20 protein-coding genes and 3 pseudogenes are annotated in these 25,596 nt (G+C 70.2%); 12 read left to right on the forward strand and 11 right to left on the reverse strand.

Annotation, left to right across the window (positions count from 1 at the left end):
• Positions 1-120: 120 nt before the first annotated feature.
• Positions 121-1,749: an MFS transporter gene (locus tag ABZ937_RS06300; RefSeq protein WP_361686316.1), complete on the forward strand. Its 1,629-nt coding sequence runs from the start codon at positions 121-123 to the stop codon at positions 1,747-1,749.
• Here the strand turns inward: ABZ937_RS06300 and ABZ937_RS06305 are convergent.
• The 8 genes from ABZ937_RS06305 to ABZ937_RS06340 all read right to left on the reverse strand — a co-directional run bounded on the left by ABZ937_RS06305 (position 1,736) and on the right by ABZ937_RS06340 (position 12,450).
• The gene (locus ABZ937_RS06305) at positions 1,736-2,473 is read right to left on the reverse strand and encodes a thioesterase domain-containing protein (RefSeq protein ID WP_361686319.1); all 738 of its coding nucleotides are present in this window, start codon (positions 2,471-2,473) and stop codon (positions 1,736-1,738) included. The two genes, ABZ937_RS06300 and ABZ937_RS06305, sit on opposite strands and share 14 nt — an antisense overlap.
• A complete protein-coding gene (locus tag ABZ937_RS06310; RefSeq protein WP_361686322.1) occupies positions 2,470-4,923 on the reverse strand; it encodes an ATP-binding cassette domain-containing protein in 2,454 nt (817 codons plus the stop codon). Before ABZ937_RS06310 ends, ABZ937_RS06305 begins: the two co-directional genes overlap by 4 nt.
• Positions 4,920-5,891 (reverse strand): ABC transporter permease, encoded by a 972-nt coding sequence (locus ABZ937_RS06315; RefSeq protein WP_361686324.1) that lies wholly within the window; start codon positions 5,889-5,891, stop codon positions 4,920-4,922. The genes ABZ937_RS06310 and ABZ937_RS06315 overlap by 4 nt, the downstream gene beginning before the upstream one ends.
• Positions 5,888-7,438, reverse strand: coding sequence for an ABC transporter substrate-binding protein (locus tag ABZ937_RS06320; RefSeq protein ID WP_361686326.1), 1,551 nt, complete (start codon positions 7,436-7,438; stop codon positions 5,888-5,890). The genes ABZ937_RS06315 and ABZ937_RS06320 overlap by 4 nt, the downstream gene beginning before the upstream one ends.
• A gap of 135 nt (positions 7,439-7,573) precedes the next feature.
• Positions 7,574-8,338: a class I SAM-dependent methyltransferase gene (locus ABZ937_RS06325; RefSeq protein WP_361686329.1), complete on the reverse strand. Its 765-nt coding sequence runs from the start codon at positions 8,336-8,338 to the stop codon at positions 7,574-7,576.
• Between the two features lie 90 nt (positions 8,339-8,428).
• Complete coding sequence (locus ABZ937_RS06330; protein WP_361687027.1) at positions 8,429-9,631, reverse strand: aminotransferase class V-fold PLP-dependent enzyme; 1,203 nt, start codon at positions 9,629-9,631, stop codon at positions 8,429-8,431.
• An 11-nt stretch (positions 9,632-9,642) separates the two neighbouring features.
• Positions 9,643-10,962, reverse strand: a complete 1,320-nt coding sequence (locus ABZ937_RS06335; protein WP_361686332.1) for a pyridoxal-phosphate dependent enzyme — start codon at positions 10,960-10,962, stop codon at positions 9,643-9,645.
• 21 nt (positions 10,963-10,983) lie between these two features.
• Positions 10,984-12,450, reverse strand: a complete 1,467-nt coding sequence (locus ABZ937_RS06340) for a Y4yA family PLP-dependent enzyme (RefSeq protein WP_361686335.1) — start codon at positions 12,448-12,450, stop codon at positions 10,984-10,986.
• Between the two features lie 251 nt (positions 12,451-12,701).
• Here ABZ937_RS06340 and ABZ937_RS06345 point away from each other — a divergent pair, with 251 nt between their 5' ends.
• The 11 genes and pseudogenes from ABZ937_RS06345 to ABZ937_RS06395 all read left to right on the forward strand — a co-directional run.
• Positions 12,702-13,130 carry a transcriptional repressor gene (locus ABZ937_RS06345; RefSeq protein ID WP_361687030.1) on the forward strand — a complete coding sequence of 143 codons (429 nt, stop codon included), beginning with the start codon at positions 12,702-12,704 and terminating at the stop codon, positions 13,128-13,130.
• A 153-nt stretch (positions 13,131-13,283) separates the two neighbouring features.
• Positions 13,284-14,225, forward strand: a complete 942-nt coding sequence (locus ABZ937_RS06350) for a zinc ABC transporter substrate-binding protein (RefSeq protein ID WP_361686338.1) — start codon at positions 13,284-13,286, stop codon at positions 14,223-14,225.
• An 11-nt stretch (positions 14,226-14,236) separates the two neighbouring features.
• Positions 14,237-15,121 (forward strand): ATP-binding cassette domain-containing protein, encoded by an 885-nt coding sequence (locus tag ABZ937_RS06355; RefSeq protein WP_361686341.1) that lies wholly within the window; start codon positions 14,237-14,239, stop codon positions 15,119-15,121.
• Positions 15,118-16,005, forward strand: coding sequence for a metal ABC transporter permease (locus ABZ937_RS06360; RefSeq protein ID WP_361686344.1), 888 nt, complete (start codon positions 15,118-15,120; stop codon positions 16,003-16,005). The genes ABZ937_RS06355 and ABZ937_RS06360 overlap by 4 nt, the downstream gene beginning before the upstream one ends.
• A 96-nt stretch (positions 16,006-16,101) precedes the next feature.
• Positions 16,102-16,983: a metal ABC transporter ATP-binding protein gene (locus ABZ937_RS06365; RefSeq protein WP_361686347.1), complete on the forward strand. Its 882-nt coding sequence runs from the start codon at positions 16,102-16,104 to the stop codon at positions 16,981-16,983.
• Positions 16,980-17,900, forward strand: coding sequence for a metal ABC transporter permease (locus ABZ937_RS06370; protein ID WP_361686350.1), 921 nt, complete (start codon positions 16,980-16,982; stop codon positions 17,898-17,900). Before ABZ937_RS06365 ends, ABZ937_RS06370 begins: the two co-directional genes overlap by 4 nt.
• 87 nt (positions 17,901-17,987) lie before the next feature.
• Positions 17,988-18,299 (forward strand): DUF1490 family protein, encoded by a 312-nt coding sequence (locus ABZ937_RS06375; RefSeq protein ID WP_361686353.1) that lies wholly within the window; start codon positions 17,988-17,990, stop codon positions 18,297-18,299.
• 2 nt (positions 18,300-18,301) lie between these two features.
• Positions 18,302-20,488 (forward strand): cation-translocating P-type ATPase, encoded by a 2,187-nt coding sequence (locus tag ABZ937_RS06380; protein WP_361686356.1) that lies wholly within the window; start codon positions 18,302-18,304, stop codon positions 20,486-20,488.
• A gap of 153 nt (positions 20,489-20,641) precedes the next feature.
• Positions 20,642-21,601, forward strand: coding sequence for an adenylyl-sulfate kinase (locus tag ABZ937_RS06385; protein ID WP_361686359.1), 960 nt, complete (start codon positions 20,642-20,644; stop codon positions 21,599-21,601).
• 51 nt (positions 21,602-21,652) lie between these two features.
• Complete coding sequence (locus tag ABZ937_RS06390; protein ID WP_361686362.1) at positions 21,653-22,045, forward strand: SCO5389 family protein; 393 nt, start codon at positions 21,653-21,655, stop codon at positions 22,043-22,045.
• 119 nt (positions 22,046-22,164) lie between these two features.
• Positions 22,165-22,263: pseudogene (locus ABZ937_RS06395) on the forward strand (30S ribosomal protein S14); the annotation flags it as partial.
• Between the two features lie 124 nt (positions 22,264-22,387).
• Here ABZ937_RS06395 and ABZ937_RS06400 read toward each other — a convergent pair.
• From ABZ937_RS06400 to ABZ937_RS06410, 3 genes and pseudogenes are all read right to left on the reverse strand, one after another.
• Positions 22,388-24,454 carry a putative Ig domain-containing protein gene (locus tag ABZ937_RS06400; RefSeq protein ID WP_361686365.1) on the reverse strand — a complete coding sequence of 689 codons (2,067 nt, stop codon included), beginning with the start codon at positions 24,452-24,454 and terminating at the stop codon, positions 22,388-22,390.
• A gap of 471 nt (positions 24,455-24,925) precedes the next feature.
• Positions 24,926-25,171 (reverse strand): annotated as a pseudogene (locus ABZ937_RS06405) (hypothetical protein); the annotation flags it as partial.
• A 19-nt stretch (positions 25,172-25,190) separates the two neighbouring features.
• Positions 25,191-25,487 (reverse strand): annotated as a pseudogene (locus tag ABZ937_RS06410) (transposase); the annotation flags it as partial.
• Positions 25,488-25,596 lie beyond the last annotated feature (109 nt).

A 25,596-nucleotide genomic window follows, 5' to 3' on the forward strand; every position in this document is an offset into this window, starting at 1 on the left:
GAAACGGCTCAGGACACGGCCCGTTCCGGCCACGGACCAAGCTAATGGAAACGATTTTCATTTACAAGTGGCGGGATCCTCGATAGCGTCGCCCGCACGGATCAACCAGAGAGGAAGGCCATGACGGAGGCAGAAATCACCCAACCGGGCGGCGGCGCACGGGAGTTGGGGACCAAAGATGAAGAGGAGGTGTCCCTGGAAGTACGGAACGCGCGACGCTGGACGACCGCCGTGACGGCGCTGGCGGCGGCGGTGATGACGCTCGACATCACGGTCGTCAACGTGGCAATGCCCGAGATCGGCGCGGACCTGGGCGCGTCGCTGGACAGCCTCCAGTGGATCGTGAACGCGTACACGCTGAGCTTCGCTGCGCTGCTCCTCACGGCAGGATCCGTCTCGGATCTGATCGGTCGCCGGAAGGTCTTCCTTGCGGGCGTCGCGGTGTTCACCTTGGCCTCGGCCGCATGTGCGCTCGCCCCGAACGCGGGCAGCCTGATCGCGGCCCGGGCCGTGCAGGGCGCGGGTGGCGCGATGGTGCTCGGCACCTCGCTCGCCCTGATATCCGGCGTCTTCGAGGGGGCTCCGACCCGGACGCGTACGACGGCCATCGGCCTGTTCACGGCCGGGGGTGCCGTGTCGGCGGCTCTCGGCCCATTGGTGGGCGGATCGATCGTGGAGTGGCTGAGCTGGCCCTGGCTCTTCGCCGTCAACGTGCCGATCGGCCTGCTGATCATCTACGGCACGGCGCGGAAGGTGCCGGAGAGCGGCGCCACAGATGGTGCGCACCGGATCGACTACACCGGTGCTGTCCTGGCTGTGCTGGCCCTGTTCCTTCTCAACTACGGGCTGCTGGCAGGCTCCGAGGACGGCTGGACCGAGCCGGACGTGCTGGCTTCGCTGGGCGTGGGTGCCGTGCTGGCCGTGGCGTTCGTGGTGGTGGAGTGGCGCCTGGGTGAACGCGCCATGCTCGATCTGCGGCTGTTCGCGATCCCCACCTTCGCCGGCGCGCTGCTGCTGAGCTTCGCCGCGCGGATCTTCAGCTTCGGCATGCTGCCCTTCCTGACCCTGTGGCTGGGAGGCATGCTGCGTCTCAGCCCGATCGAGATCGGCTTGGTGCTGCTGGCCCAGTCGGTGGCGATCGTGATCGGGGCGCCGCTGAGCGGACTGCTGACGAAGCGGGTGCCGGTGGCGTGGGTGCTGGCGCTGGGCATGGCGGTGGTCGGCGTGGGCGTGCTGCTCACGGTGGGCATCGCGCCGGACGATGACTGGACAGCCCTGCTGCCGATGCTGGTCATGATCGGTTTCGGAGCGGGCCTCACCCTCCCCCACCTGCTGGCCCTCGCCGTGAACGTCGTACCGCCGTCGCGTGCCGGCACCGCGTCGGGCGCCGCCAACAGCTTCTTCCCGCTCGGCACCGCGACCGGAGTCGCCGTCTTCGGTGTCGTGCTCTCGGCCAAGGTGAACGCCGTCATGTCCGCCTCCGCGCTGGCCGAGCACCAGGTACCCGCCTCCGCCGGCGGAGCGTTGCGCCGACTGGTGACAGCGGGGCAGTTCGACGCCCTGGCTTCGGCCGTGCCGGAAGGGGCCCGTGGGCCTGTGCTCGCCCTGGCGCACAGCGCCTACACCGAGGCGCTGTCGCGGATCTTCCTGATCGCGGGCATCGCGGCACTGGTGGCGGCAGCGGCGAGTCTGGTGCTGGTCCGCGACAAGGACACCTACAAGGCGGAGACCGCCGCTACGCGGGAGTGAGCAGCCGTCGGCGTACGGCGTCGACGACCGCTTCCGGCCGGTCCGCGAGGTAGAAGTGACCGCCGGGGAAGGTGAGCAGCTGGAAGGGACCGGTGGTCCACTTCTCCCAGCCGGTGGCTTCCTCGGCGGTCAGCTCCGTGTCGGATGCTCCGATCAGCGCGGTGAGCGGGCATGGCACCAAGCCCTCCGGTTCGGCCGCATAGGTCTCGATGAGCCGGTAGTCGCCGCGGACCGCGGGCAGCACCAGCTGCCGCACCTCGGCGATCGCCAGCAGTTCGGGGGACGTGCCACCGAGTCGGAGCAGTTCGGCGGTGAGGGCGTCGTCGTCCAGCAAGTGCACGCTGCCGCCGTGGTGGTGTTGCGGCGCTTCGCGCGCCGAGACGAAGAGGTGCTCCGGGGGCCGCTGCCCGTGCCGCGTCATCCATAGGACCAGTTCGTGGCCGACCGTGGCTCCCATGCTGTGCCCGAACACCGCCCATGGCCGGTCGAGCAGTGGCGCCACCGCGCGGCCCAGCGCCGCCACCAGGTTCGGCAGCTCGGCGGGCAGGGGTTCGTCCAGGCGGTCCTCCCGGCCTGGCGGGCAGACCAGTACCGGCTCGATCTCGGGCGGCAGTAGCTCCTTCCACTGCTTGTAGAGCGCGGTCGAGCCGCCGGCGTGGGGCAGGCAGAGCAGCCGCACGGCCGGGTCCGGCTGCGGGCGGGGGCGACGGAGCCAGGGGGTCATGGGCGGGTCCTCTCATACGGCGCCGGGGTCGGAAGCTTCGGGATGGCGGCCAGGAGTCGAGAGGTCACCGGGTCCGACGGGGCTGCCACGAGGCGCTCGGCGGAACCCGACTCTCTGATGCGCCCGTCGGCGAGGACCAGCAGGTCTCCGCCGAGCCGCACGGGCACCGTCATGTCGTGGGTCACCACGACCAGGGCGAGCCCCAGCTCCCGCCGCAGCTCGTCCAGCAGCGCGAGCACGGTGGCGGCCGTGGGGGCGTCGAGCGCACTGGTCGCCTCGTCGCACAGCAGTACCTGCGGCTCGGCGGCCAGTGCCCGGGCCAGAGCCACGCGCTGGCGCTGGCCACCCGACAGCTGCCTGGGCCACAGCCTGCCGTGGGAGACGTCCAGCCCGACGCGTTCCAGAAGCCGGTGTGCCTCGGCCCGACGGGCGTCGGCATCGAGGTCCGGCCGGAACAGGTGCAGTGGGCGGGCCACGATCCGCTCCACGGTGTGGTGAGGATTGAGGGAGTCGTACGGATCCTGTGGTACGAGCTGAAGCCGTCGGAGGTCATCGCGCGTACGGCCCCGCACCCCCGGCGCCAGCTGCCGCCCGCCGAGGCGGAGTTCGCCCGTCCAGCCGGAGTGGAGCCCGGCGAGGCAGCGCAGCAGAGTGGTCTTGCCGCCACCTGAGGGGCCCACCACTGACAGGCAGCCGGCGGCCGGAAGATCGAGGTCGACAGCATCGAGGACACCCTGAGCGCCGCGCCGGGCGGACATGCCGCGTACGGACAGCAGCACCGTGTCCCCGCTGTCTTGAGCGCCCGCGGCCCGAGGCGTCTCGGCCGCCCGGGCCGCGACGACCAGACGCCGGGCGGTCTCGCTCGTCGGGCGCGCCAACAGCTGGGCCACCGGCCCTCGTTCCACCATACGTCCCTGGTCCAGGACCACGACGTCGTCGGCGACCGCCGCCACGTGCGCCAGGTCGTGGGCGATCAGCACGACCGCCGGACCGCCGTTCTCCCTGATCCGTGCGAGATCGGCGAGGAAGGCGGCGGCCGTGACCGGGTCCAGGGCGCTGGTGGGTTCGTCGAGCACCAGCAGGTCGGGGCGGTGGGCGAGGGCGGCGGCGAGGGCCACGCGCTGCCGCTGACCGCCGGAGAGCTGGTGCGGGCGCCGACGCAGGAAGTCGTCGTCATCGGGCAGTTGGGCGGCGCGCAGGGCCATGCGGATGCGCTCGTACCGCTGGGCGCGCGACACCCCGCGTGCCCGCAGGAACTCGCCGACGTGATCGGCCACGCGCAGTGTCGGCGCCAGGGAGGTGCGCGGATCCTGGGGTACGTACGCGGCGTGCCGGACACGCAGCCGTCGCAGCGGCCGGGGCCGCAGCCCGAGGACGGATTGGCCGGCGAGCCGCACCGTTCCGGAAACCACCGCGAGGCCCGGCCGCAGTTCGCCGAAGGCGGCGAGTGCGAGGGTGGTCTTCCCGGATCCCGACGGGCCGACGACAGCGACCACCCGCCCCCGGGGCACTTCAAGACCGACCCCGTCGAGCACGCGCACCCCGTCGGCCTCTACGGTCAGGTCCCGTATGTGCAGTACGGCGTCGCCGACTTCGGCGTCTGAGGCCGTGTCCGGCGTACTGCGACCTCGTCGCGGGTTGCGTACCGCTGGAGCCAGCGCGTCGATCAGGAGATTGGCGCTCAGCAGCAACACCAGGATGCCCGCCGCCGGAACGACGACTGCCAGGGGCTGCAGCGCGAGCCCGTCCCGGTTCTCCAGGATCGCCAACCCCCAGTCCGCAGCGGGAGGTTGGGCGCCATAGCCGAGAAAGGCTGCGGTGGCGACGGTGAACGCCGCTCCCACGAACCGCACCCCGGCGTCGGCGGCGAGCACCGGCACCAGGTTGGGCAGCACCTCGCGGACGAGGACGTGGCATGTCGACTCGCCGCGGGCGACGGCGGTCTCGACGTAGTCGTGCTGCAGTGCCTGGAGGGTCGCGGCCCGCACGACACGGACGATCTCGGGGAACAGCACCACCGCGGTGGCCGCCGCCACACCGCCGGTCCCCCTGCCCACGGCCACCACGACCACGCTCAGCAGCAGGAACGACGGCAGGCTGAGCAGCACGTCCACCAATCGCAGGACGACCGTGTCGACGGCTGCGCCGCGCAAGGCCGCGAGCATGCCCAGAGCGGCACCCACCGCATAGGCGACGGCCAGGGCGCCGAGCGCGAGCAGCACCAGGGACCGCCCGCCGGCCAGGAAGCGGCTGAGGACGTCGGACCCGAGGTGGTCGGTGCCCAGGGGCGCGTCCCTGCCGGCCGGTGCGTAGGGCGTGTCCAGGACGGCGCCGGGCGCGTGCGGGGCCAGCCAGGGGCCGATCAGGGCCAGGAGGACCACGACCGTGAGGACCGTACCGGACGCCACGGCGCCGGCGCGCCGGGACAGCTTGGGCAGGCGACGCGTCAACTCGTCCTCCTCGCAGCGGGATTGAGTACGGCGGCAAGGGCGTCCGCCAGCAGGTTCAGGAACACGGTCACAGCGGCGACGAGCATTCCCACGCCCAGCACCACCGGGGCGTCCCGCGCTGCCGTGGCGGACACCAGCGCCGCGGCGAGGCCCGGATAGCCGAAGAGGGTCTCGGCCACGAGCGTTCCGCCGAGCAGATACGCGAGATAGCGTGCGAGGACCGGTATCGCCGGAACTACCGCCGCGGGCAGCACCCAGCGCAGCACCACCCGGTGCTCCGGGATGCCCCCGAGCCGGGCAGCCCGCACCGCGTCCGAAGCGACCGCCTCCGTCACCCCCGCCCTGACCAGGCGCACGTTCTGCGCCAGGCAGACCGACAACAGGGTCAGCACGGGCAGCACGAGGATCTGCGGCGCGGACAACGGACCCTGCCCGGCCGGCGGCAGCGACACGGCGGGCAGCCAGCCGGCGCTCACAGCGAAGACCTGGATGAGCAGGGTGCCGATGACGAACTCGGGCAGACTGACGAGCGCCAGCGTGGCAGTCGACACCACGCGGTCCGCCGCCCGGCCGGCGCGCAGCCCCGCCCACAGCCCGAGCCCGATGGCCGACGGCAGCAGCAGCGCAGCCGCGACCGCCCCCAGCACCAGCGAGTTCCCGGCGCGTTCGGCGATCAGCCCGGAGACACTCTCCCCGGACACGTATGACCGGCCGAGGTCACCGTGGAGCGCCGCCCACAGCCAGCTCGCGTACCGTTCCCACGCCGGCCGGTCCAGTCCCAGGTCGTGCCGCAGCTCGGTGATCTGTGCCGGGCTCGCCCCCTGTCCGGCGAGCCGCGCCGCCGCCGCGTCACCCGGTGCGAGGAGCGTGGCCGCGAAGACCAGCACGGAGGCGGCGACCAGGGTCAGCGCCGCGAGACCCGCGCGCCGCAACCACCACAGCACCCAGCCATGCCGCGTGCCGGTCACGAGGCGAGGTACGCGTCACGCAGCGAGGGGTAGTCGAAGAAGCCGTACGCCTGGACCCCGCGCACGGCCGGCGTCGCTCCCGCCACGGTGGGCACGCGCACGAACACCGCGTCGCCGCCGTGTGCGTACAGGTATTGCTGTACGTCGTGCACCGCCCGGGTGCGCCTGTCGCCGACGGCGGCGTGCATGGCGCTCATCAGCCCGTTGAGGGTGTCGTCGGACGGGCCGGTGAAGGCGTAGGACGCCTTCGGCCCGTAATACGTGCTCAACGCGAGGGGCAGCGGCAGCGGGTGGTAGAAGCTGGTCTTGATCGGAGCGGCCAGCAGGGACTTCATGTCGGTGTAGAAGTCGGAGGCCGGCACCTTGTCCACGGCGACCCCGAGGCCCGCACTGTTCCCCTGCTCGACGAAGGCGGTGGCCGCCTCCAGGGGCCCGAATTCATAGTTGCTCGTACGGATCGACAGCTTCATGCCCTTGAGCGCGCCGGAGGACATCAGCCGTCGGGCCCGGTCGGGGTCGTGCTCGACGCGGGGCAGGGAACTGTCGTACCAGGTCTGGTGACGGCCCATGGCGTCGTCAGCGACCTCGCCCCTGCCGAGGGTGACCGTGCGCACCATGGCCTCGCGGTCGATCGCGTACCGCACGGCCTGCACCGCCTCGGAGTGGGTGAAGGGGGTGGCGGAGAGGTTCATGGAGAAGGCCAGCTCGCCCCACAGCTCGCGCGGGGCGGTGGTGATCCGCAGCCGGGAGTTGCCCGCCTCCGCTCGGGTCGCCGTCAGACTCAGGGCGCCCGCGTAGTCGAACTGACCTGCCTTGAGGCCGTTGAGCCGCGCCTCGGCCTCGGTGACGGACAGCAGCTCGATCTCGTCGAGGTACGGCCCGCCGCTGCCCCAGTAGTCCTTGCGGGCGGTCAGCAGACTGCTCCTGCCCCGCGACCACGTCTTCAGCACGAAGGGACCGGAGCCGGGCGCCTTGGCGAAGTCCTTCGTCCCGTCGGGGAAGACGAACATCGACTGGGCGAGGGCGAGGTCGAAGAAGCCGTCCGGGCTCTTGAGACGAAGCTCGACCGTGCGCTTGTCGCGCGCCTTCGACGCCTTGGTGTCGAGGCCGGCGAGGAAGGCGCTCTGGGTGGTGGGCTGTGTGGCGAAGGTGCGGAGGGTGAACAGCACGTCGTCGGCGGTGAGGGCCCTGCCGTCGCTGAAGGTGATGCCGTCGCGGACACGAACCGTCCACACCGTCGCGTCACCGTTGTGCTCGACGGACTCCGCCACCCGCCACACCGGCTTGCTGCCGTCGATCTCGCCGATCGTGTCCCACACGAGGCGCGCCCGAACATAGTCGACGGGCGTCGCGGTCGCCTGGATGACGCTGGTCGACTCCGCGCTCGACCCGGTGAAGGCGGCGCGCAGTCGTCCACCGCGGCGCGGCTTTCCGTCGTCCGCCGCTGCCACTCCGCCGCCTCCGCCGCCGCAGCCGGTCAGGAGTCCGCCGGCCGCGAGCGCGGCCAGGCCACCCCCGACGCCCCGCAGCACCGACCTGCGTTCCATGTCCCGATCCCCCACCGTTGCTTCCCTTCACTGAACCGGTCACCCGGTTGGTCACCTGGCCTCGGGCAAGCTAACAGGAAACGAAAACGGTTTTCAATAACCAGGGACTGGTCGAGACGACCAACAGGTGCATCATCAGCGGATCGCGACGACCACACAGCTGTCGCCGTACTGCCAGACAGGACCGACGTGCCCGAACCCCGCCTGCCGCAGCAGCCACAGGTGGGCGGGGAGGGCCAGGCCGCCCATGCTGTCGGTCGCGCTCGCCGGAAGCCGGTTCCGGCGTTCGGCGAGGAGGTCGGCCAGTTCCGGGTCCGCAGCGACGGCCGTCCACCAGGAGGCCCAGTCCTCGTGGGCGAAGACGTGCCGCCGCTCGGCCCGACGGCGCCCGACACAGCCGGCAACGCCTGCGAGCACGGTGTCGCCCTGCGGGAAGTGGTCGCCGTTGACGAAGACGCCGCCGGGCCGCAACAGCTCCGCAAGCTGCCGGTAGACGCGGTGCAGGGCGTCTGGGCTCAGGTAGTGCAGCGCAGTCGTCGACACCGCCGCGTCCAATGGACGGTCGAGCCCCAGGGCCTTGGTCCAACCCGGCTGGCCGATCACCGCGTCGACGTACCGGGCCGCGTCGGCGTGGTGGGTGCGAGCCAGTTCGAGCAGCAGGGGGTCCTGGTCGACGGCCACGATGTCGGCGTCGGGCAGCCGGCGCGCCAGCCGGGCCGCCAGCGAGCCGGGTCCGCAGCCGAGGTCGACGACCAAGGGCCGGCCAGGGTGGCCGGCGGTGATGTGCTGGACGACGTCGGCGATCACCGTGAAACGGTCCTCACGGTCGATGGCGTACCGCTGCTGCTGGAGCTCCCAGCGCTCCACCCACCTCTCGGCCGTCGCCAGGCTCAATCCCATACCGGTCGCGCCACCTTGCCCTCTCGCGCCTGCGTTGCCCACGGGACATTACAGGTGGAAACGGTTCCCATTACGCTCAAGTCGGCGATGTCACCCGAGCGTGTGGAGGGCGGTCAGCAGCTGGTCGACCTCCTCGACGGTGTTGTAGACGTGCAGGCTGACCCGCACCGAGCCGGTCCTCTCCCCCGCGCTGCCCTGGCAGTGGTTGTCGCTGCGGACCATGAATCCGTGGCTGAAGAGGATGAAACCGAGGTCGCCCGAGTCGATGTCCCGGTGTCGGAAGGTGACGATGCCCTCGCGCTGCTGAACGGGTGAGTCGGCAGCCAAGCTGTTCCGACAGCCGAGGACTTCGTAGGCTTCCAGGTGGCGCAGTCCCTCGGTGAGGCGGGCCGCCAGAGCCACCGTCCAGCGCTCGATGCGATCGGTGCCGGCGGCATCCAGCCAGTCCAGCGCGGCGGCCAGGGAGGCGATGCCGACGGTGTTGGGGGTGCCCGGCCAACCGCCCGGGGTGAACGCCGGGCCGCGCGTCTGGCGGGCCCAGACGGCACCGGAGCCGGGAAGGGCCATCGCCTTGTGCCCGGAGAAGACGACGAAGTCGGCGTCCAACTCGGTCACGGACACCGGCAGGTGGCCGATGCTCTGAGCGGCGTCGAGGCAGATGACCGCATCCGGGCCGACCGCTTCGCGGATGCGGTGGACGTTCATGTTCCCGCCATAGACGTGGTGCACGTGGGTGACGGCGACGAACCGGGTACGCGGCCCGGCGAGGTCGGCCAGCGCGATGTGGTCGTAGTCGCCGGATGACTGCTGGTACGGCATCGGGAGGAGGCGAACGTGGGTGCCCCTGCGAGACAGCTCCTGCTGAACCTCCTGCCACGGTGCGATGTTGGCCTGGTGGTCGGCGAGCGGTACGACGATCTCGTCACCGTCGGTGAGGAGCAGGGGGAGCCAGTCGCGGGCAATGGTGCGCAGCCCCTCGGTGGTGCCGCTCGTGAAGTGCACCGCCGACTGCTCGGGAGCCGGGTCGTCGAGGAACCGCCGGACACGGTCACGGGTCTGCTCGACCAGCGCCGTGGTGCGGTTGGCCCATGGATAGGTGCCGCGTCCGGCGTTGGCGTTGGTTGTGGTGAGGTACGTCTGGACGCAGTCGAGGACTGCTTGGGGCTTCTGGGCGGTGGCCGCGCTGTCCAGGTAGGCATGTTCCGGGTGACCGGTGATGATCGGGAACTGGGCACGCACTGCGCGCTGCCACTCCCTTAATTCCTCTATGGGTGGCGTGCCTTGGACGCACATGGCCATCGCGCTCAGTCCCGTACCAGCGGGGCGCCGGCGTCGCGCCAGGCGATGACGCCGCCGGCCAGGCTGCGGACGTCCGGGTGTCCCATCCGGGTCAGCAAGGCGGCGTAGCGGGCGGACTTCTCTCCGACCGGGCAGGTCAGCAGTACCGGACGAGTGCGGCTGAACGGCAGGCCACCGCGGACGAGTTCTTCGAACAGCTCGTCGACGATGTTCACCGAGCCGTCGATGTGCAGGGCGGCGAAGGCGAACGGGCTGCGCAGGTCGACCACGAGGGGACTGCCGGTGGCGATCCATGCCCTGGCGTCTGCGACGCCCATGGTGGGCGCCGCCTGTAGCTCGGCGTCGGTCAGGTCCGCCACGGAGTCGCGGCGGCGGGGGCGTCCGAACAGGTCGGGGCGCCGATGCCGGACGTAGCTCAGATAGCTCTCGACCCGGTCGCAGACGATGAAGACGGCCGTCTGCCGCTCCGACAACTGAGCATCGACGGCCTTCAGCCGGCGTACGGCGCCGAAGTAGGCGGCGCCCCCGGTGGGGCCGGCCAGGATGCCGCAGCGGCGGTTGAGGGTGAGCATTCCCTCGATCGCGTCGTCGGAGCCGACCGCGTCGAGCGTGTCGTAGGTGCCGGGGTCAAAGAGACCGACTTCGTGCGCCTCGTCGATGGTGCGGATGCCGGGGATGAAGTCGGATTTGGCCGCGACCAGCCCGACGACCCGTACGGCGGGGTCGTGTTCGCGCAGGACGCGGGTGACGCCGGTGGAGGAGCCGGCGGTGCCCACACAGGCGATGAACCAGTCAGGAGCCCGGCCCTCCAGGTCCTTGACGATCTCCGGGCCGGTGCCGGTGAGGTGGGCCTCGGTGTTGCGGGGGTTGAAGTACTGGTCGGTGTGCAGGTAGGCGCCGCCGGGTTCGGACAGGGTCCGGTGGAAGAGGGTCAGTGGGTCGTCGGTGGCGGTCGGGTCGAGACACTCGCTCTGGCCCGGCAGCTCCTCGATCTCCGCGCCGAGCAGCAGGAGCAGGTCCTTGATCTCCGGGACGCGCATCCGGTTGGTGACGCTCTTGAAGGTCAGACCGTGCATACCGGCGAGGACGGCCAGGGCCTTGGCGGTGTTGCCGCTGGAGAGCTCGACGACCTGGCTTCCGCGCGCCGCCGCCTCGGCCAGATGCGGGCCGGCCATGTTCCAGGCGGCCCGGTCCTTGACCGATCCGAACGGGTTGAGCAACTCCAGCTTGGCGTACAGGTCGATGTGTTCGAGGCCGTGCACGGCCGGGTCGATGCGCACCAGCGGGGTGTTGCCGATGGCTTCGGTGATGCTGTCGTACCTCACTGTGCTCCCCCCACGTCGTACTCACTGAGCTCCGCCCACGGGTGTGGTCGGCCAGTACTCGTCGTCAAGGCACCAGTGCCACGCGCCGCCCTCCTGCCATGCGGCCACCTTGCGCGCGACGGGTTGCTGCTGGGCGCGGCCGGCATGGAAGTCCATGCAGTAGCCGGCCGTGTTGGCGAAGGCCATCAGGTCGCCGGGCTCGGGTCGGCGGGGCAGGAACACGGTCCGGCGTGTGATGAGGTCGGACTCCAGGCAGAGACTGCCGAAGAGGTGGACGGCGACCGGTCCCGCGTCGGCGTGTGACGGGGCGCGGGGAATGACGACGGGGTCCATCAGTACCCCGTGCTCCTCCAGGGCCACGTCCTCTGCCTTCGCCGCCAGCCGTACCAGGAGTTCCTCACAGTTCTCTTGAGTGCGGACCTCCAGTACTTTCGCCACCGTGAGGCCGCACTGGTCCACCAGCGCACGCCCGGGTTCGACGTGCAGGTCGTACAGGTGCTCCAACAGCAGCGCGGCCAGGGGACGGCCGCCGAAGGACGCGGCGGGGTGTACGAGGAGTTCGTCGAGGTAGCGCGCTCCGGCGACCGGACGGTGCGCGGGGTAGAGACCGAGCGTCCCGCGCAGTGTGCCGGACTCGTTGCGCAGCCCGTAGCCGTACCCGCCCCAGGTCAGGGGCGGGCGGGTGCCCAGTACGGCGCCGGTGAGTTCGGTCGTGTATCGCTCCCACTGCTCGCCGTCGGCAAGGTAGTCGGCGCCGAATCCGCCGCCGATGTCCACGGTCGACGGCCGAAGCCCCCGGCTCCGGCACTCCTCCAGCACCCGCAGACAGCCCTCCAGCGCCGTCGCCTTCTCATCGAGGCTCGTCGTGTCCAGGTGATATGCCACACCCGCCAGGTCCACCGCGTCACCGTGCCGCTCGACTGCGTCCAGCAGGGGCCCCAACTCCCGTACAGACGTGCCGAAGCGGCTCCGTCGGCTCAGCACCCGTACCCCGGACGCCTCGAACCCCGACAGCCGCAGCAGGATACGGACCGGCGACAGCCCGTGCCCTCGCACCAGCGCGGCCAGCTGCTCCAACTCGCCACGGCTGTCGGCGACGACGGTGACCGCTGTACGCGCGGCCAACCACAGGAACTCCGGGCTCTTCGGCCCCGTAGCCGTGATCCGGTCGGGCGTGAAACCCGCGCCGAGCGCGTGCTGCAACTCACCGAGCGAGGCGACGTCCACGCCGGCGTCGGTGGCGGCCAGCCTGCGTAACAGAGCGCTGGACTGGTTCGCCTTATGGGCGAAGAGGACTTGACCGGGCAGGCGATGCCGACCGTAGACCGACCGGAACTCATCCAGATTGGCATCGAGTTGGTCGGGGATGACCACATTCAGCGGGGATCCGAGGGCGCCGGTGAGGGTGTGGAGCAGCACGGGGGACTCCAGGAGCGAGCGCAATCGAGCGCCCAGCCGCGGTGCGAGGTACAAGGGCTGCCCGCCCATACCCGGACCCTCCCCCAGCATGTCGGGCCCGGCCTCCCGGGCACGTCCTGACACTCCCCGCAGCTCGCCGTATAGCCCTCTTCCCACCCTTCGGTCGGTTTATCCCCTGTACCTCCGTCCGGGCTGTACACCGACGAGTTCTCGACAGATCGCCGCCCCCGAAGCTCTCAGTAGTCATGGAATTCATTTTCATCTAGCCTGATGCGTCAGATCGATTCCCAGCGACACGGGAGGCAGGTGTCATGCACGGCATGTCGGTCGGCGAACGGCGGCCCACCTGGCGGTCGACCCGGCAGCGAACCGCCGTCCTCCGAGCGCTGCACGACTGCCATGACTTCGTTTCCGCACGGGAGTTGCACGCAAGACTGGTCATGACAGGCACCACGGTGGGACTGACCACGGTGTACCGAACCCTCCGGGCGCTGGAGCGGGAGGGGCATGTCGACGTCGTACGGGAAAGGACCGGGGAACGCCTCTACCGCCCCCGGCCCGCCGACGGCCACCGCCACTACCTCGTCTGCCGCCAGTGCGGCCTCAGCCTGGCCGTGGAGGCGGAAGCCGTAGAGCGCTGGGCCGACGGCGTGGCCGCAGCCACGGGCTTCGCCGAGATCGAGCACACCGTCGAACTCACGGGGATCTGTGATCGCTGCCGACCAGAAGGTCCGGCCTCTCACCCGTAGCCGACAGGTCAAGCCTTGGCAACGATTTTCACATCGATCAGATCCGGCCATGGTAGTGACATTCGTTTTCATCTAGCGTGTGATGCGCACCCGGCTCGACCGGGATAAGCAAGACCTTGTGAAGACACCGTTCCCATCTGTCGTGGAGGACCCATGCCCATGTCCCCGTCCCGGCGCCTGGCGCTGCTCACCGGCGCCTCCCTGGCCCTCCTGGCGGGCTGCGGCAGCTCGTCGTCCGGCTCCGGAAGCGACGGAAGCACCTCTCAGGGCACCGACTCCTCGTCGAAGGTCAAGGTGGTCGCCTCGACCAACGTCTATGGCGACATCACGGAGCAGATAGCCGGCGACAAGGCCGACGTCATCTCGATCATCAGCGACCCCGCCCAGGACCCGCACTCCTACGAGGCCAACACCCAGAACCAGCTGGCCCTGTCCAAGGCGAAGATCGTCATCGAGAACGGCGGCGGTTACGACGACTTCATCGACCGCATGCTGAAGAGCGGCAACAACTCCTCCGCCGAGGTGATCAACGCGGTCAAGGTCTCCGGCAAGACCGCGCCGAAGGGCGGGGAGCTCAACGAGCACGTCTGGTACGACTTCCCCAGCACCGCCAAGGTCGCCGACCGGATCGCCGCCGCCCTGGGCAAGGCCGACCCGGCTGACGCCGCCGCCTTCGCCAAGAACGCCGAGACCTTCAAGACCAAGCTCAAGGCGCTGGAGGCGAAGGAGGCACAGATCAAGAAGGAGCATGGCGGGGATGCGGTGGCCATCACCGAGCCGGTGCCGCTGTACATGATCGAGGCGAGCGGGCTTGTCGACAAGACACCCGGGGAGTTCAGCGAGGCCATCGAGGAAGGCGACGACGTCTCCCCCAAGGTCCTGCAGGCCACGCTCGCGCTGTTCACGGGCAAGCAGGTCAAGGCGCTGGTCTACAACGAACAGACCTCCGGCCCGCAGACGGAGAAGGTGGAGAGCGCTGCCAAGAGCGCGAGCATTCCCGTTGTGCCCGTGACCGAGACCCTGCCGAAGGGCAAGGACTACCTCGGCTGGATGACAGACAACGTGGACGCGCTCGCGAGCGCGCTGAACAAGTGAGGCAGCCGGGCATGGCCTCTGTGCCCCGGGCGCGGCAGGGCAGGACCGAGACCGAGGCCCACCGCGCCGATACCCCCGCGGTGATCAGCGTGCGCGGGGCCGCCCTGTCGTACGGCCCGCGCGTGGTGTGGCGCGATCTCGACCTCGACGTACGGCCAGGGGAGTTCCTGGCCGTACTCGGCCCGAACGGATCGGGCAAGTCCAGCCTCGTGCGGGCCCTCTTGGGGCGGCAGCCCCTGTCCGCCGGAACGCTGTCCGTCCTCGGCCGCGCCCCGCGCGACACCTGCCGGCACATGGGCTACGTCCCCCAGCAGGCGGAACCGTCCGCACACGCGATGCTGCGCGCCCGCGACCTGGTGCGCTTCGGTATCGACGGACACCGCTTCGGGCCGAGACTCCGCACAGCCGCGGTCCGCCGGCGAGTGGACGAGATCCTCCAAGCGGTCGGGGCCTCGGCCTACGCCGACGTCCCCCTCGGCCTGCTGTCCGGCGGCGAACGCCAGCGCGTCCGCATAGGCCAGGCCCTGGCCACCGATCCTCGCATCCTGCTCTGCGACGAACCACTGCTCTCCCTGGACCTCCACCACCAGCGGGCCGTCACCGAACTGATCGACGCCCGGCGCCGCTCGCACGACACGGCGGTGGTCTTCGTGACCCACGAGATCAACCCGGTGCTCGACCTGGTGGACCGCGTGCTGTACCTGGCCCCGGGCGGCCACCGGGTCGGGACACCGGATGAGGTGCTGACGTCGGAATCGCTGTCCCGGCTGTACGGCACCCGGGTCGACGTCGTCCGCGTCCACGGACGGGTCGTGGTCGTCGGCGCACCCGACGAACCCGCCACACCACCGCACCACGCATCGGAAGTCCAGGCCACCGACGGAGTCCCTTCATGACGCTCGCCGACGGGATCTGGCACCAGATCTTCAGCTTCGACAACTACGGCGAACTGCTGGCGCTGGTCCGCAACTCCCTCATCGCCGGCGCGGCGCTCGGCCTGATCGGCGGCCTGGCCGGGGTCTTCGTCATCATGCGCGACCTGCCCTTCGCCGTACACGGCATCAGCGAGCTGTCCTTCGCGGGCGCGTCGGCGGCGTTGCTGCTGGAGGCGAACGTGGTGGCCGGCTCGATCGCCGGCTCGCTCGTCGCAGCGGGAACGATCGGCGTCCTGGGCGTGCGCGCCCGGGACCGCAACTCGGCGATCGGCATTCTCATGCCCTTCGGGCTGGGTCTCGGCGTACTCTTCCTCGCCCTCTACAAGGGCCGGGCGGCCAACAAGTTCGGCCTCCTCACCGGGCAGATCGTCGCCGTCGACACCCCACAGATGACTTGGCTGCTCGGCACGTCCGCCGTCGTACTCCTCGCCCTGGCGGTCATGTGGCGGCCACTGACCTTCGCCAGCGCCGACCCCGACGTCGCCGCGGCCCGAGGCGTGCCGGTGCGCGGCCTGTCACTCGCCTTCATGATCGTGCTCGGCCTCGCGGTCGCCCTCTCGGTGCAGGTCGTCGGCGCACTGCTGGTCCTGACCCTCGTCGTGACCCCGGCAGCCGCCGCCGCACGCATCACCGCCTCCCCGGTGCTCCTGCCGCTGCTCAGCGTGGTCTTCGCCGTGGTCTCGATCGAGGGCGGCATCCTGCTCGCCCTCGGCAGCAGCATCCCCATCAGCCCCTACGTCACGACCATTTCGTTCACCCTCTACGCCGCCTGCCGCTTGGCGGGGGCCCACCGCACCCGACGGTGGGGAGCCAGGCGGGCGGCCCCGCAACCCGCGTCCTCCTGATCGAATGGATGGGGAGGGGCGGCGAGGCGATAATTCAAGTGATAACCGTTCCGCTTTCGCTCTGCTGCCGGAGGACGCTCAGCAGCTGGACAGACCATGGATCGCACCGAGGCCGGCACATCAGCTTTCCTTCGAGGCCACGCCCAGCGGACCCCGGAGCGGGCCACACCGGTGATCAGTCTGCGGGGCGCCGCACTGGCCTACGGCGATCGTGCGCTGTGGAGCGGCCTGGACATGGAGGTGCGCCCCGGAGAGTTCCTCGCGGTTCTGGGCCCGAACGGATCCGGCAAGACCAGCCTGCTGCGCGTGATCCTGGGCCGGCAACAGCTCACCGCGGGGTCCGTCACGGTCCTCGGCCGGGTGCCCCGGCGCGGCAGCAGACAGATCGGCTACATCCCCCAGCAGGAGGCCCTTCCCGCACACTCCATGCCCCGCGTCCGCGACCTGGTCCAGCTCGGGATCGACGGGCATCGGTGGGGGCCGTCGCTCACTCCGCGGGCGATCCGCCGCCGTGTCGACGAGGTCCTGGCCTCGGTCGGAGCGACGCACCTCGCGGACATACCCGTGGGCAGGCTCTCCGGCGGTGAGCGGCAGCGCGTCCGCGTCGCTCAGGCGCTCGCCACGGACCCGCGGATCCTGCTCTGCGACGAGCCCCTTCTGTCCTTGGACCTGCGGTACCAGCGCACGGTCATCGAGTTGGTGGACCGACGCCGTCGCGGCGCCGGCACGGCCGTCGTCTTCGTGACGCACGAGATCAATCCCGTGCTGGGGCCGCTGGACCGGGTTCTGTATCTGGCACCGGGCGGATTCCTGATCGGGGCACCGGACGAGGTGATGACCACGCCCACCCTCTCCCAGCTGTACGGGACGCGGATCGACGTCGTCCGCGTCGGGGGCCGCATCGTAGTCGTCGGCGCACCCGACGCCGACACGGTGCACAGTCACGCCGACGACCCGAGCGCAGGAGGGCAGCCGTGATCGGGGACAGGCTGCCGGCCGAAGGGGGCGGCACCGGTGTCTGGCAGCAGATCTTCAACTTCCACGACTACGGAGAGCTGCTCGCTCTGGTCCACAACTCCCTGCTGGCCGGGGCACTGCTCGGCCTGGTCGGCGGTCTGGTCGGAGTGTTCGTGATCCGGCGTGATCTGCCGTTCGCCGTGCACGGCATCAGTGAGCTGTCGTTCGCCGGTGGCGCGGCGGCGCTGCTGCTGGGGCTGAACATCGTGGCCGGATCCATCGTGGGCTCGCTGCTGGCGGCGGCAGCCGTCGGTGCGCTCGGGGTCCGTGCCCGGGACCGCAATTCGGCCATCGGCATCATCATGCCCTTCGGACTCGGCCTCGGCGTGCTCTTCCTGTCGCTGTACAAGGGGCGGGCGGCAAACAAGTTCGGCATTCTGACGGGCCAGATCGTCGCGGTCGACACCCCCCAGATGGCGTGGCTCCTCGCCACGTCGGTGGTCGTGCTTCTCGCCCTCACGATCGTCTGGAAACCGCTCACCTTCGCCAGTGTCGATCCGGAGGTGGCCGAGGCCCGGGGAGTCCCGGTCCGTGCGCTGTCGCTGGCGTTCATGCTGGTGCTCGGCCTGGCGGTTGCCCTGTGCGTGCAGATCGTCGGAGCGTTGCTGGTGCTCTCGCTCCTCGTCACACCCGCGGCCGCCGCCGCACGGATCACGGCCGCCACCACCCTGCTCCCCGTCCTCAGCGTCGTCTTCGCACTCGTCTCGATGGAGGGAGGAATCCTGCTGGCCCTCGGCAGCTCGGTCCCCATCAGCCCGTACGTCACGACGATCTCCTTCGTCGTCTACCTCGCCTGCCGACTGGCCGGGGCAAGGGGGAACGGACAGGCTGCCCGGAACCGGCGCCCCACACAGCACCAAGCCGTCACTCACGACTGAGTCCTCGGCCCGGTCGCCGCCGATCGGCAGGCGGGCCAGACTGGAGATGAGAGGCCCATCGTTCTGCAGGGACGAAAGGAGCACCTCATGCATCCCCTCGCTGTTGCTGGCAGCGCCGCCGGCCGCCTGGCCCACTATGCGATCTCCGGAGTGGTGGGCGGCCTGATCATCCGGGGGGTCTCCAAGCGTCTCCCTGATGGCACATCCGCGGCACGCAAAGCGGTTGTATCGGGCATCGCGAGCGGCATCGTCGCCGGACGGTGGCTGGCCTCGGCCGCCGAGGAAGCCCGGCTCAGGGCCGGTGACATGATCGCCGAGGCGAGGACCTCGTTGGGCGAGGAGGCACCGCCGCCTTCCGCTGTCGGCGTCGAGTCACGCGATCACGGACACGAGCACTGACCATGTCCGAGGTGGTCGTACGGTCTGTGGCGACGGGCCGCGCTCGTCTGACCGTTCCTTGGGTACGGGCCCGTCCGGGCAGCGCCGGGCTGGTCGATGAGCGGCTGATGGGCATCCGCGGATTCAGGGCACTGCGGATCTTCCCCCGCACCGGAAGCGTGGTCATCTGGATGGCACCCGATCTGATGGACGTCGACCGCCTGGTGGCCGCACTCCAAGAGGCCCCGCCCGCGTCCGCACCTGCCAAGCCCACCCCTTCCACGCCCGATTCCTCCACTGGCGAGCTCGCCCGACTCGTCGTGGGAGGCGCGGTCCTCGCGGTCGTGGCGGTGCGCCGCCTGCTGCGTCGGCCCAGGCTCGCCTTCGGTTCGTCGGGAGTCCTCGGTGCCGTGACGGTCTTCTTCACCGGTCTGCCCTTCTTCCGGGGCGCCCTGCGCTCGCTGCGAGGACGCTCACATCCCGGGACCGACACGTTGGTGACGGCGGCAACGGTCATCTCGCTGGTGCTACGGGAGAACGTCGTTGCCCTCACCGTGCTGTGGCTACTGAACATCGGGGAGTTCCTCCAGACCCTGACCCTGCGCCGCACCCGGCGCGCGATCGAGGAGCTGCTCACCATCGGTGAGGAGCGGGTCTGGTTCATCCGGGACGGCGTCGAGGTGGAGGTGGCGCTCGAGGAAATCGCGCCGGACGACATCGTCGCCGTGTACGAGCACCATCGCATCCCGGTCGACGGGCACGTCGTCTCCGGCGAGGCTCTCGTGGACCAGGCGGCGATCACGGGCGAGGCCCTGCCCGTCTACGCCAGGGACGGCACCCACGTCTACGCCGGCACCATCGTCACTTCCGGCTCCCTCACCATCCGTGCCGACTCGGTCGGCTCGGACACCACCGTCGGCCGGATCATCAGCCGCGTCGAGGAGGCCCAGTCCGACCGGGCGCCCATCCAGACCGTGGCCGCCCGCTTCACCCGGCGCTTCGTCCCCGTCTCCTTCGCCCTGGCCGCAGTGACCTACGCCGTCACCCGGGACGCCCGCCGCGCCATGACCATGCTCCTGATCGCCTGCCCCTGCGCGGCCGGGCTCGCCACCCCGACCGCCATCAGCGCCGCCATCGGCAACGGAGCGCGTCGGGGCACGCTCATCAAGGGCGGCACGCACCTGGAAGGCGTGGGGCGAGTCACGGCTGTCGTCTTCGACAAGACGGGCACGCTCACCTTCGGACGCCCCCTGGTCACCAGTGTCGTCACCCTCAGCGACCGGTTCACCGCCGACGAGGTGCTGAGCCTGGCCGCCTCCGGAGAGCTGCACGCCCGGCACCCGCTCGCCCAGGCCATCGTCGCCCGCACCGAGGAGCAACATCTGCACGTCCCCATCCACCAGGCGTGCGAGGTCGTCCTGGGCATGGGCATGCGCGCCGAACTCGACGGCACCAGGCTGCTGGTGGGCAGTCCCGCCCTGCTCCGCCAGCACGGCGTCGTACTCACCGACCAGGCCCAGGGCTGGACCGAACAGCTCCGCCGAGGCGGCGAGACCGTCATCTGCCTGGCGCACGACGACGACCTGATCGGCATGCTCGGCGTCTCCGACGCCGTGCGCTCCGGCGCCGCGACCGTCGTCCGGCAGCTGCGTGACCTGGGCGTCGCCCGCGTCGTCCTGCTCACTGGTGACGCACCTGAGACGGCCCAGGTGGTGGCCGACGCACTGGGCATCACGGAAGTCCACGCCCACGCCCTGCCGGAGGGCAAACTCCAGCTGATCCGCGACCTGCGGGCCGAAGGCCACACCGTCGCCATGGTCGGCGACGGCACCAACGACGCCCCCGCCCTCGCCCTGGCCGACGTCGGCATCAGCATGGGCGAGCACTCCTCCCATGTCGCCCTGGAGACCGCCGACATCGCCCTGGCCGGGAACGATCTGCGCCAAGTCGCCGCGGTCGTCGAACTCAGCCGCCACACCCTGCGCGTGGTCCGCCAGAACTACGGCCTCGCCATCGGCGTCAACCTCCTCGGCCTGCTCGCCGGGGCCGGCGGCTCCATGAACCCCGTCCTCGCCGCCCTGCTCCACAACACGAGCAGCATCGCGGTCGTCGGCAACTCGGCCCGACTGGTCAACCACACCCCGCACCTTCCCCCGGTGGGCGACGGGGAATTGAAGGCCGCTCCGTTGGAAGACCGCCGCGTTCATTGACCACACCCTGCTGCAACAGGCATGCCCGAGCATCCGCACCGCAGTCCAACTCGGCTGCCTCCTCGGCGAATTGGGATCCCGCTGATTTGACACCGGCCCACCGCACCCTCACCCTATGCTCATGACATCCATTTTCAATAGGAGTGGTTAGCCATGCGCGTTGCCTTCGTGGGCAAGGGCGGCAGCGGCAAGACGACCCTGTCAGCCCTTTTCTGCCGTCACCTGGCGCATTCGGGCGCGCCGGTCGTCGCGATCGACGGCGACATCAACCAGCACCTGGCCTACGCCCTCGGCCTCGACGAGGACGAACGCTTCACAGCGCCGCCGCTCAGCGCGCGCACCGGCGAGATCAAGGACCACCTGCGGGGCACCAATCCGCGGATCGCATCCCGCGACGCCATGGTCAAGACGACCCCTCCCGGGCGCGGTTCCCGGCTGCTGCGCCTGCTCGGCGACGACGAGATCCACGGCCATCACGTCCAGGAGGTCGACGGCGTCCCGCTCATGGTGACCGGCGCCTTCGACGAGAGCGACCTCGGAGTGGCCTGCTACCACTCCAAGCTCGGCGCGGTCGAGCTGTACCTCAACCACCTCGTGGACGGCCCCGGCGAGTACGTCGTCGTCGACATGACCGCGGGTGCCGACGCCTTCGCGTCCGGCCTGTTCACCCGCTTCGACATGACGTTCCTGATCGTCGAACCGACCCGCAAGAGCGTGTCCGTGTACCGCCAGTACCGCGACCATGCGGCCGAGTTCGGCATCCCAGTCGCCGTCGTCGGCAACAAGGTGACCGGCGAGGACGACTTGCTCTTCCTCAAGGAGCACGTCGGCGAGGACCTGCTCGCCCACTGCGAGCAGTCCTCCTACGTACGCGCCCAGGAACAGGGCCGCGGCCACGGCGAGCTGGAGCCGCACAACACCCGCACCCTGGACCGGCTGCGCGCGTCCGTGGACGCCCGCCCCAAGGACTGGGCCACCTTCCAGAAACACGCCGTGGAGTTCCACCTGCGCAACGCCACCGCCTGGGCCAACGAGGCCACCGGCCAGGACCTCGCCGCCCAGGTCGACCCGGACTTCCGGCACGGCCCCGCGGCACTGACCGCCCTCGTCTGACCCCCACCCCCGCAAGAACAGAACCACAGAAACAGAACAGGACAGCCCTTCATGTCACTCGACGTCTCCCCGCAGCTGCTCGCCGAAGCCGAGAACGGCGAGGTGCGGGAGCAGGACTTCGTGGAAACGGTCCGTACGTCCCTGCCGTACGCCTACGACCTCATCGCCCGCCTGGCCTCCGAACTGCGCGCCGGCACGGCGGAGTTCGCCGACAACCAGACCCCGCCGCCCTCCGAGAACGAGCGCGGCCAGCTGCTGCGCGCCCTGTCCAGCGACGCGATCCGCGGCAGCCTGGAACGGCACTTCGGCATCGCCCTCGCCTTCCAGAACTGCCATCGCGTCGCCGCCTTCCGACCCGAGGACCGCGGCGGCGAGACCCACATCCGCTTCACCTCGCTGCGCTCGCAGATCCTCAACCAGTCACCGGAATTCCGCGACTGCTGAGCAACTGAGGGCAGCGGATCGCGACGACGCAGCCGTCGTCGTACTGCCCAACCGCACGGATCCGCCTGCCACAACAGCCGGACACGGCCGGACAGGGACAGGCAGAACCCGCTGTCGCCCGCGGCCGACTGTCGGAGCCGACGTTCGGCCTGTCCCGTATCCGCGTACGCGAGATGGCCCACGCGAGCGAGTTCCCTGGCGTGACCAACAGCAGTTGGTGGTCCGGCACGCCAGGGGCTCACAAAGGGCACGTCGGCGACGCAGCCCGAATCTGTGCCCGGTTCCGAACACGCCTTCCGGCACAGCTTCCGCGTGCGGGATCGAGTGCTCAGTTCATACCGGTCAGCTGGTCGTCAGGGCGGTGTCGTCCACGACGAAGCTGGTCTGCAGCGAGGAGTCCTCCACGCCGTTGAACTTCAGCGTGACCGTCTGGCCCGCCAGCGAGGACAGGTCGAAGGTCTTCTGCGCGTACCCGGAGTTGTGGTTGACGTTCGAGTACGTCGCCAGCGTGGTCGAACCGGCGGTGACCGTCAGCTTGTCGTACGCGGTGCTGTTGGTGGTCTCCGAGGTGTCGATATGCAGGTAGAAGGTGAGCGTGGCCTTGCAGCCGGCCGGGATCGTCACCGACTGGGACAGCGTGTCGGTGTGCGAGGAGCCGTAGCCGTCGAGCCAGGCGTAGTACGAGCCGCCGTGCGCCGCCTCACCGGTGTCGTTGGTGATGACACCGCTGGTCGCGGTCCAGCCAGTGCTGCCCGACTCGAAGCCCGGGTTGGCCAGCAGCTGGGCCGAGGTGCAGCCGCCACCGCCGCCACCGACGGTCCAGGTGAAGGAGGTCGAGCCGGACGCGCCGGTGGAGTCCTTCGCGGTGACCGTGACCTGGTAGGTGCCCGCGGTGGACGCCGTACCGGAGATCAGACCGGTGGAGCTGTTGATGGACAGGCCGGAGGGCAGGCCGCTCGCGCTGTAGGTGAGAGTCGCACCCGCGCTGTCCGTGGCGTGGATCTGCAGGCTCACCGAGCCGCCCGTGGTGGTCGACTGGTTACCCGGGTTGGTGACGGTCACCGTATTGCCGCTGGAGGTGCCCGCGGTGAAGGCGGCGGTGCCGTTCGGGGTGCCCCAGCCGGTCGGGCCGTCGTAGCCGGTACCCGCGGTGCAGAAGTACGACGGGGAGCAGCTGCCGTTGTTGCCGCTGGTCACGTCGTAGAGGTTGCTGGTGTGGGAGTACGGGTACTTCGCCGGGTAGTCGGTCGAGCCCGGGGTGCCCGCGAGGGCGTAGACGGAGGCGATGATCGGCGAGGAGGCGCTGGTGCCGCCGTAGACCGCCCAGCCGGAGCCGCCGTAGGTGTCGTAGACCGCCACGCCGGTGGCCGGGTCGGCGACCGCGGAGACGTCGGCCTCCATGCGCCTGGAGCAGCCGGTGTCGGTCTGCCAGCTCGGCTTCGGGTCGTAGGCGGAGCAGCCGGAGCCGGTGCCTTCCGTGGAGTTGGTGTGCCAGACGGACTCGGTCCAGCCGCGGGAGCTGGAGGAGGTGGTGAGCGCGGTGCCGCCGACGGCGGTCACGTACTGGGAGGTGGCCGGGTACTCGGCGCCGTAGGCGGAGTCACCCGAGGAGACGGTGATCGCGACGCCCGGGTGCTTGAAGTACGAGGTGTCGTCGCTGGTCTGGGAGGAGGACTCGGAGCCGCCCCAGCTGTTGGAGATGAACTTGGCGCCGAGTGCCACGGCCTCGTTCTCGGCGGCGCCGAGGTCGGCCATCGTCGCGGAGTTGGCCTCGACCAGGATGATGTTGCAGTTCGGGCAGACCGCGCTGACCATGTCGATGTCGAGCATCTCTTCACCGGCCCAGCCGGTGTCGTTGGTCGGCAGCGAGGTGGTGGAGCCGGTCTGGCTGACCTGCTTGAAGCAGCCGTTGGCCTTGGTGCAGGACGACAGGCCGTAGGTGGAGCGGTAGGTGGCCAGGTCCGACTCGGCGTTCGGATCGTTGTAGGCGTCCACGATGCCGACGGTCATGCCCGAACCGGCCGCGGTGGGCAGGTTGTAGGCGCTGTGCAGGTTGGCCGGGGAGAGGCCGGAGGGCGCGGCAGCGAGGGCGGCGGCGAGCCGCTGCTTGATGTCCGTGCGGCGCTGGGCGAAACAGGACGCATGACCCGGCTCGGCGGTGGCGCACAGGTGCTGGGTCGGCACCTTCTGGCCGGCCTTGCCGGTCGAGTGGTAGGTCTGCCGCTCGGGGGCGGTCAGTGCCTTGTTGTTCTGCGTGACCTTGGAGGTCTGGGGGTGGGGCGCGGCAGGCTGGGCACCGGCCGTCGGCGCGGCGGTGAATCCGGCGACGGTCAGAGCGAGGGCGGGGAAGGCGACGGCGACGAGTCTTCGCAGACTCCGTCTCCGCCCGCTCGGGTGTGACTCACGCATGGGGTACTGCCTCCGGTTGACGTGGGGTATCGCACTGGATGGGCAGGCCCGTGATTGCGCGTAGCGGCGGTGGAACCGCGCAGTCAGGAGCATGACACTCACCGCCCTGCCACGCCGAGTGAGCGTGACATGACAGGGTGCGGGGGGAACGTAGACCCGAACGGGTCCTACCGGGCAGTACCGGGTCGAATTCTTTGCTTCTCCATAGAATGCGGTTGGCGCCCTCATGGGGGCCGACGCGTGCTGGCCAGGGGGCTCATTCTGCTGATCAGCCCGGCGCCTGCGGCACTCTCGACGAGCCGCATGACGTCACCGGCCGCGCACCGCCGCGCCGCATCTGGCTACACAGGCCAGTGAAGGGGTGTGCCGGAGACTGGAACCGGCTCGGCGACCCGCCCCGACCTGGGGGTGGTCGTCCGAGCGAGTACGGCCACGACCACGGGTACGGGAATCCTCCTGAGCCGATACCTGCATCAGGTTGGCGTGGTACAGCAGCAGCCGGTTGTAGCGATGCGTCACGCGGACGTCCTCGGTGAACGAGTCCGGTGACACGAACCGCGTGCCCAGCGCCTCGACCAGGTTGTTGTGGGGCGCGGCGACGAGATTTCCGCCGAGCCGGCCGCCGGGCAGGCTCTGCCGGAAGAAGCTCGTGCCGCAGTCCTTGGGGGCGTTCGGGTTCAGATGGAGCACCGCCGCGTACCAGCACACACTCCGGGCTACTGCGTCGCAGACGCCCCTATGACGCGGGGGCGCGGGAAACCGGTCTGACCAGGTTGAAGACCTCGCGGGCGGCATACCGTTTGAGGCATCGGATGATCTCGCGTCGGGTCTTGCCCTCCTGCGTTCGGCGTTCGTAGTACGCCTGTGTGGGCGGGTCGTGACGCAGCCGGGTGAACACGATGCGGTGCAGGGCGGCGTTGGCCTGTCGGTCGCCGCCGTAGTTGAGCCGACGCGTGCGCCGCCGACCGGAGGAGTACTCGATGGGGCTGACTCCGCAAAGGGCAGCAAAGGACGCCTCCGTGTTCAGCCGCTCGGCTGTCCTCGGTGAGCCGTGCGCAGGAACGACATGCTTGCGGTGTCCGAGGCTCCCCGGCGTGTGCCGAGGAAGCGCGGTTCTCTGCGCTGCCTCGGCACACTGAGCC

Source organism: Streptomyces sp. NPDC046727 (assembly GCF_040645635.1).
GTDB lineage: Bacteria > Actinomycetota > Actinomycetes > Streptomycetales > Streptomycetaceae > Streptomyces.

Coding starts and splice junctions, on each gene's coding strand:
- ABZ937_RS06345 (WP_361687030.1), top strand. CDS start 12,702: ATGTCGGTCGGCGAACGGCGGCCCACCTGGCGGTCGACCCGGCAGCGA.
- ABZ937_RS06355 (WP_361686341.1), top strand. CDS start 14,237: ATGGCCTCTGTGCCCCGGGCGCGGCAGGGCAGGACCGAGACCGAGGCC.
- ABZ937_RS06380 (WP_361686356.1), top strand. CDS start 18,302: ATGTCCGAGGTGGTCGTACGGTCTGTGGCGACGGGCCGCGCTCGTCTG.
- ABZ937_RS06325 (WP_361686329.1), bottom strand. CDS start 8,338: ATGGGATTGAGCCTGGCGACGGCCGAGAGGTGGGTGGAGCGCTGGGAG.
- ABZ937_RS06330 (WP_361687027.1), bottom strand. CDS start 9,631: ATGTGCGTCCAAGGCACGCCACCCATAGAGGAATTAAGGGAGTGGCAG.
- ABZ937_RS06390 (WP_361686362.1), top strand. CDS start 21,653: ATGTCACTCGACGTCTCCCCGCAGCTGCTCGCCGAAGCCGAGAACGGC.
- ABZ937_RS06360 (WP_361686344.1), top strand. CDS start 15,118: ATGACGCTCGCCGACGGGATCTGGCACCAGATCTTCAGCTTCGACAAC.
- ABZ937_RS06300 (WP_361686316.1), top strand. CDS start 121: ATGACGGAGGCAGAAATCACCCAACCGGGCGGCGGCGCACGGGAGTTG.
- ABZ937_RS06375 (WP_361686353.1), top strand. CDS start 17,988: ATGCATCCCCTCGCTGTTGCTGGCAGCGCCGCCGGCCGCCTGGCCCAC.
- ABZ937_RS06385 (WP_361686359.1), top strand. CDS start 20,642: ATGCGCGTTGCCTTCGTGGGCAAGGGCGGCAGCGGCAAGACGACCCTG.
- ABZ937_RS06320 (WP_361686326.1), bottom strand. CDS start 7,438: ATGGAACGCAGGTCGGTGCTGCGGGGCGTCGGGGGTGGCCTGGCCGCG.
- ABZ937_RS06400 (WP_361686365.1), bottom strand. CDS start 24,454: ATGCGTGAGTCACACCCGAGCGGGCGGAGACGGAGTCTGCGAAGACTC.
- ABZ937_RS06340 (WP_361686335.1), bottom strand. CDS start 12,450: ATGGGCGGGCAGCCCTTGTACCTCGCACCGCGGCTGGGCGCTCGATTG.
- ABZ937_RS06365 (WP_361686347.1), top strand. CDS start 16,102: ATGGATCGCACCGAGGCCGGCACATCAGCTTTCCTTCGAGGCCACGCC.
- ABZ937_RS06305 (WP_361686319.1), bottom strand. CDS start 2,473: ATGACCCCCTGGCTCCGTCGCCCCCGCCCGCAGCCGGACCCGGCCGTG.
- ABZ937_RS06350 (WP_361686338.1), top strand. CDS start 13,284: ATGCCCATGTCCCCGTCCCGGCGCCTGGCGCTGCTCACCGGCGCCTCC.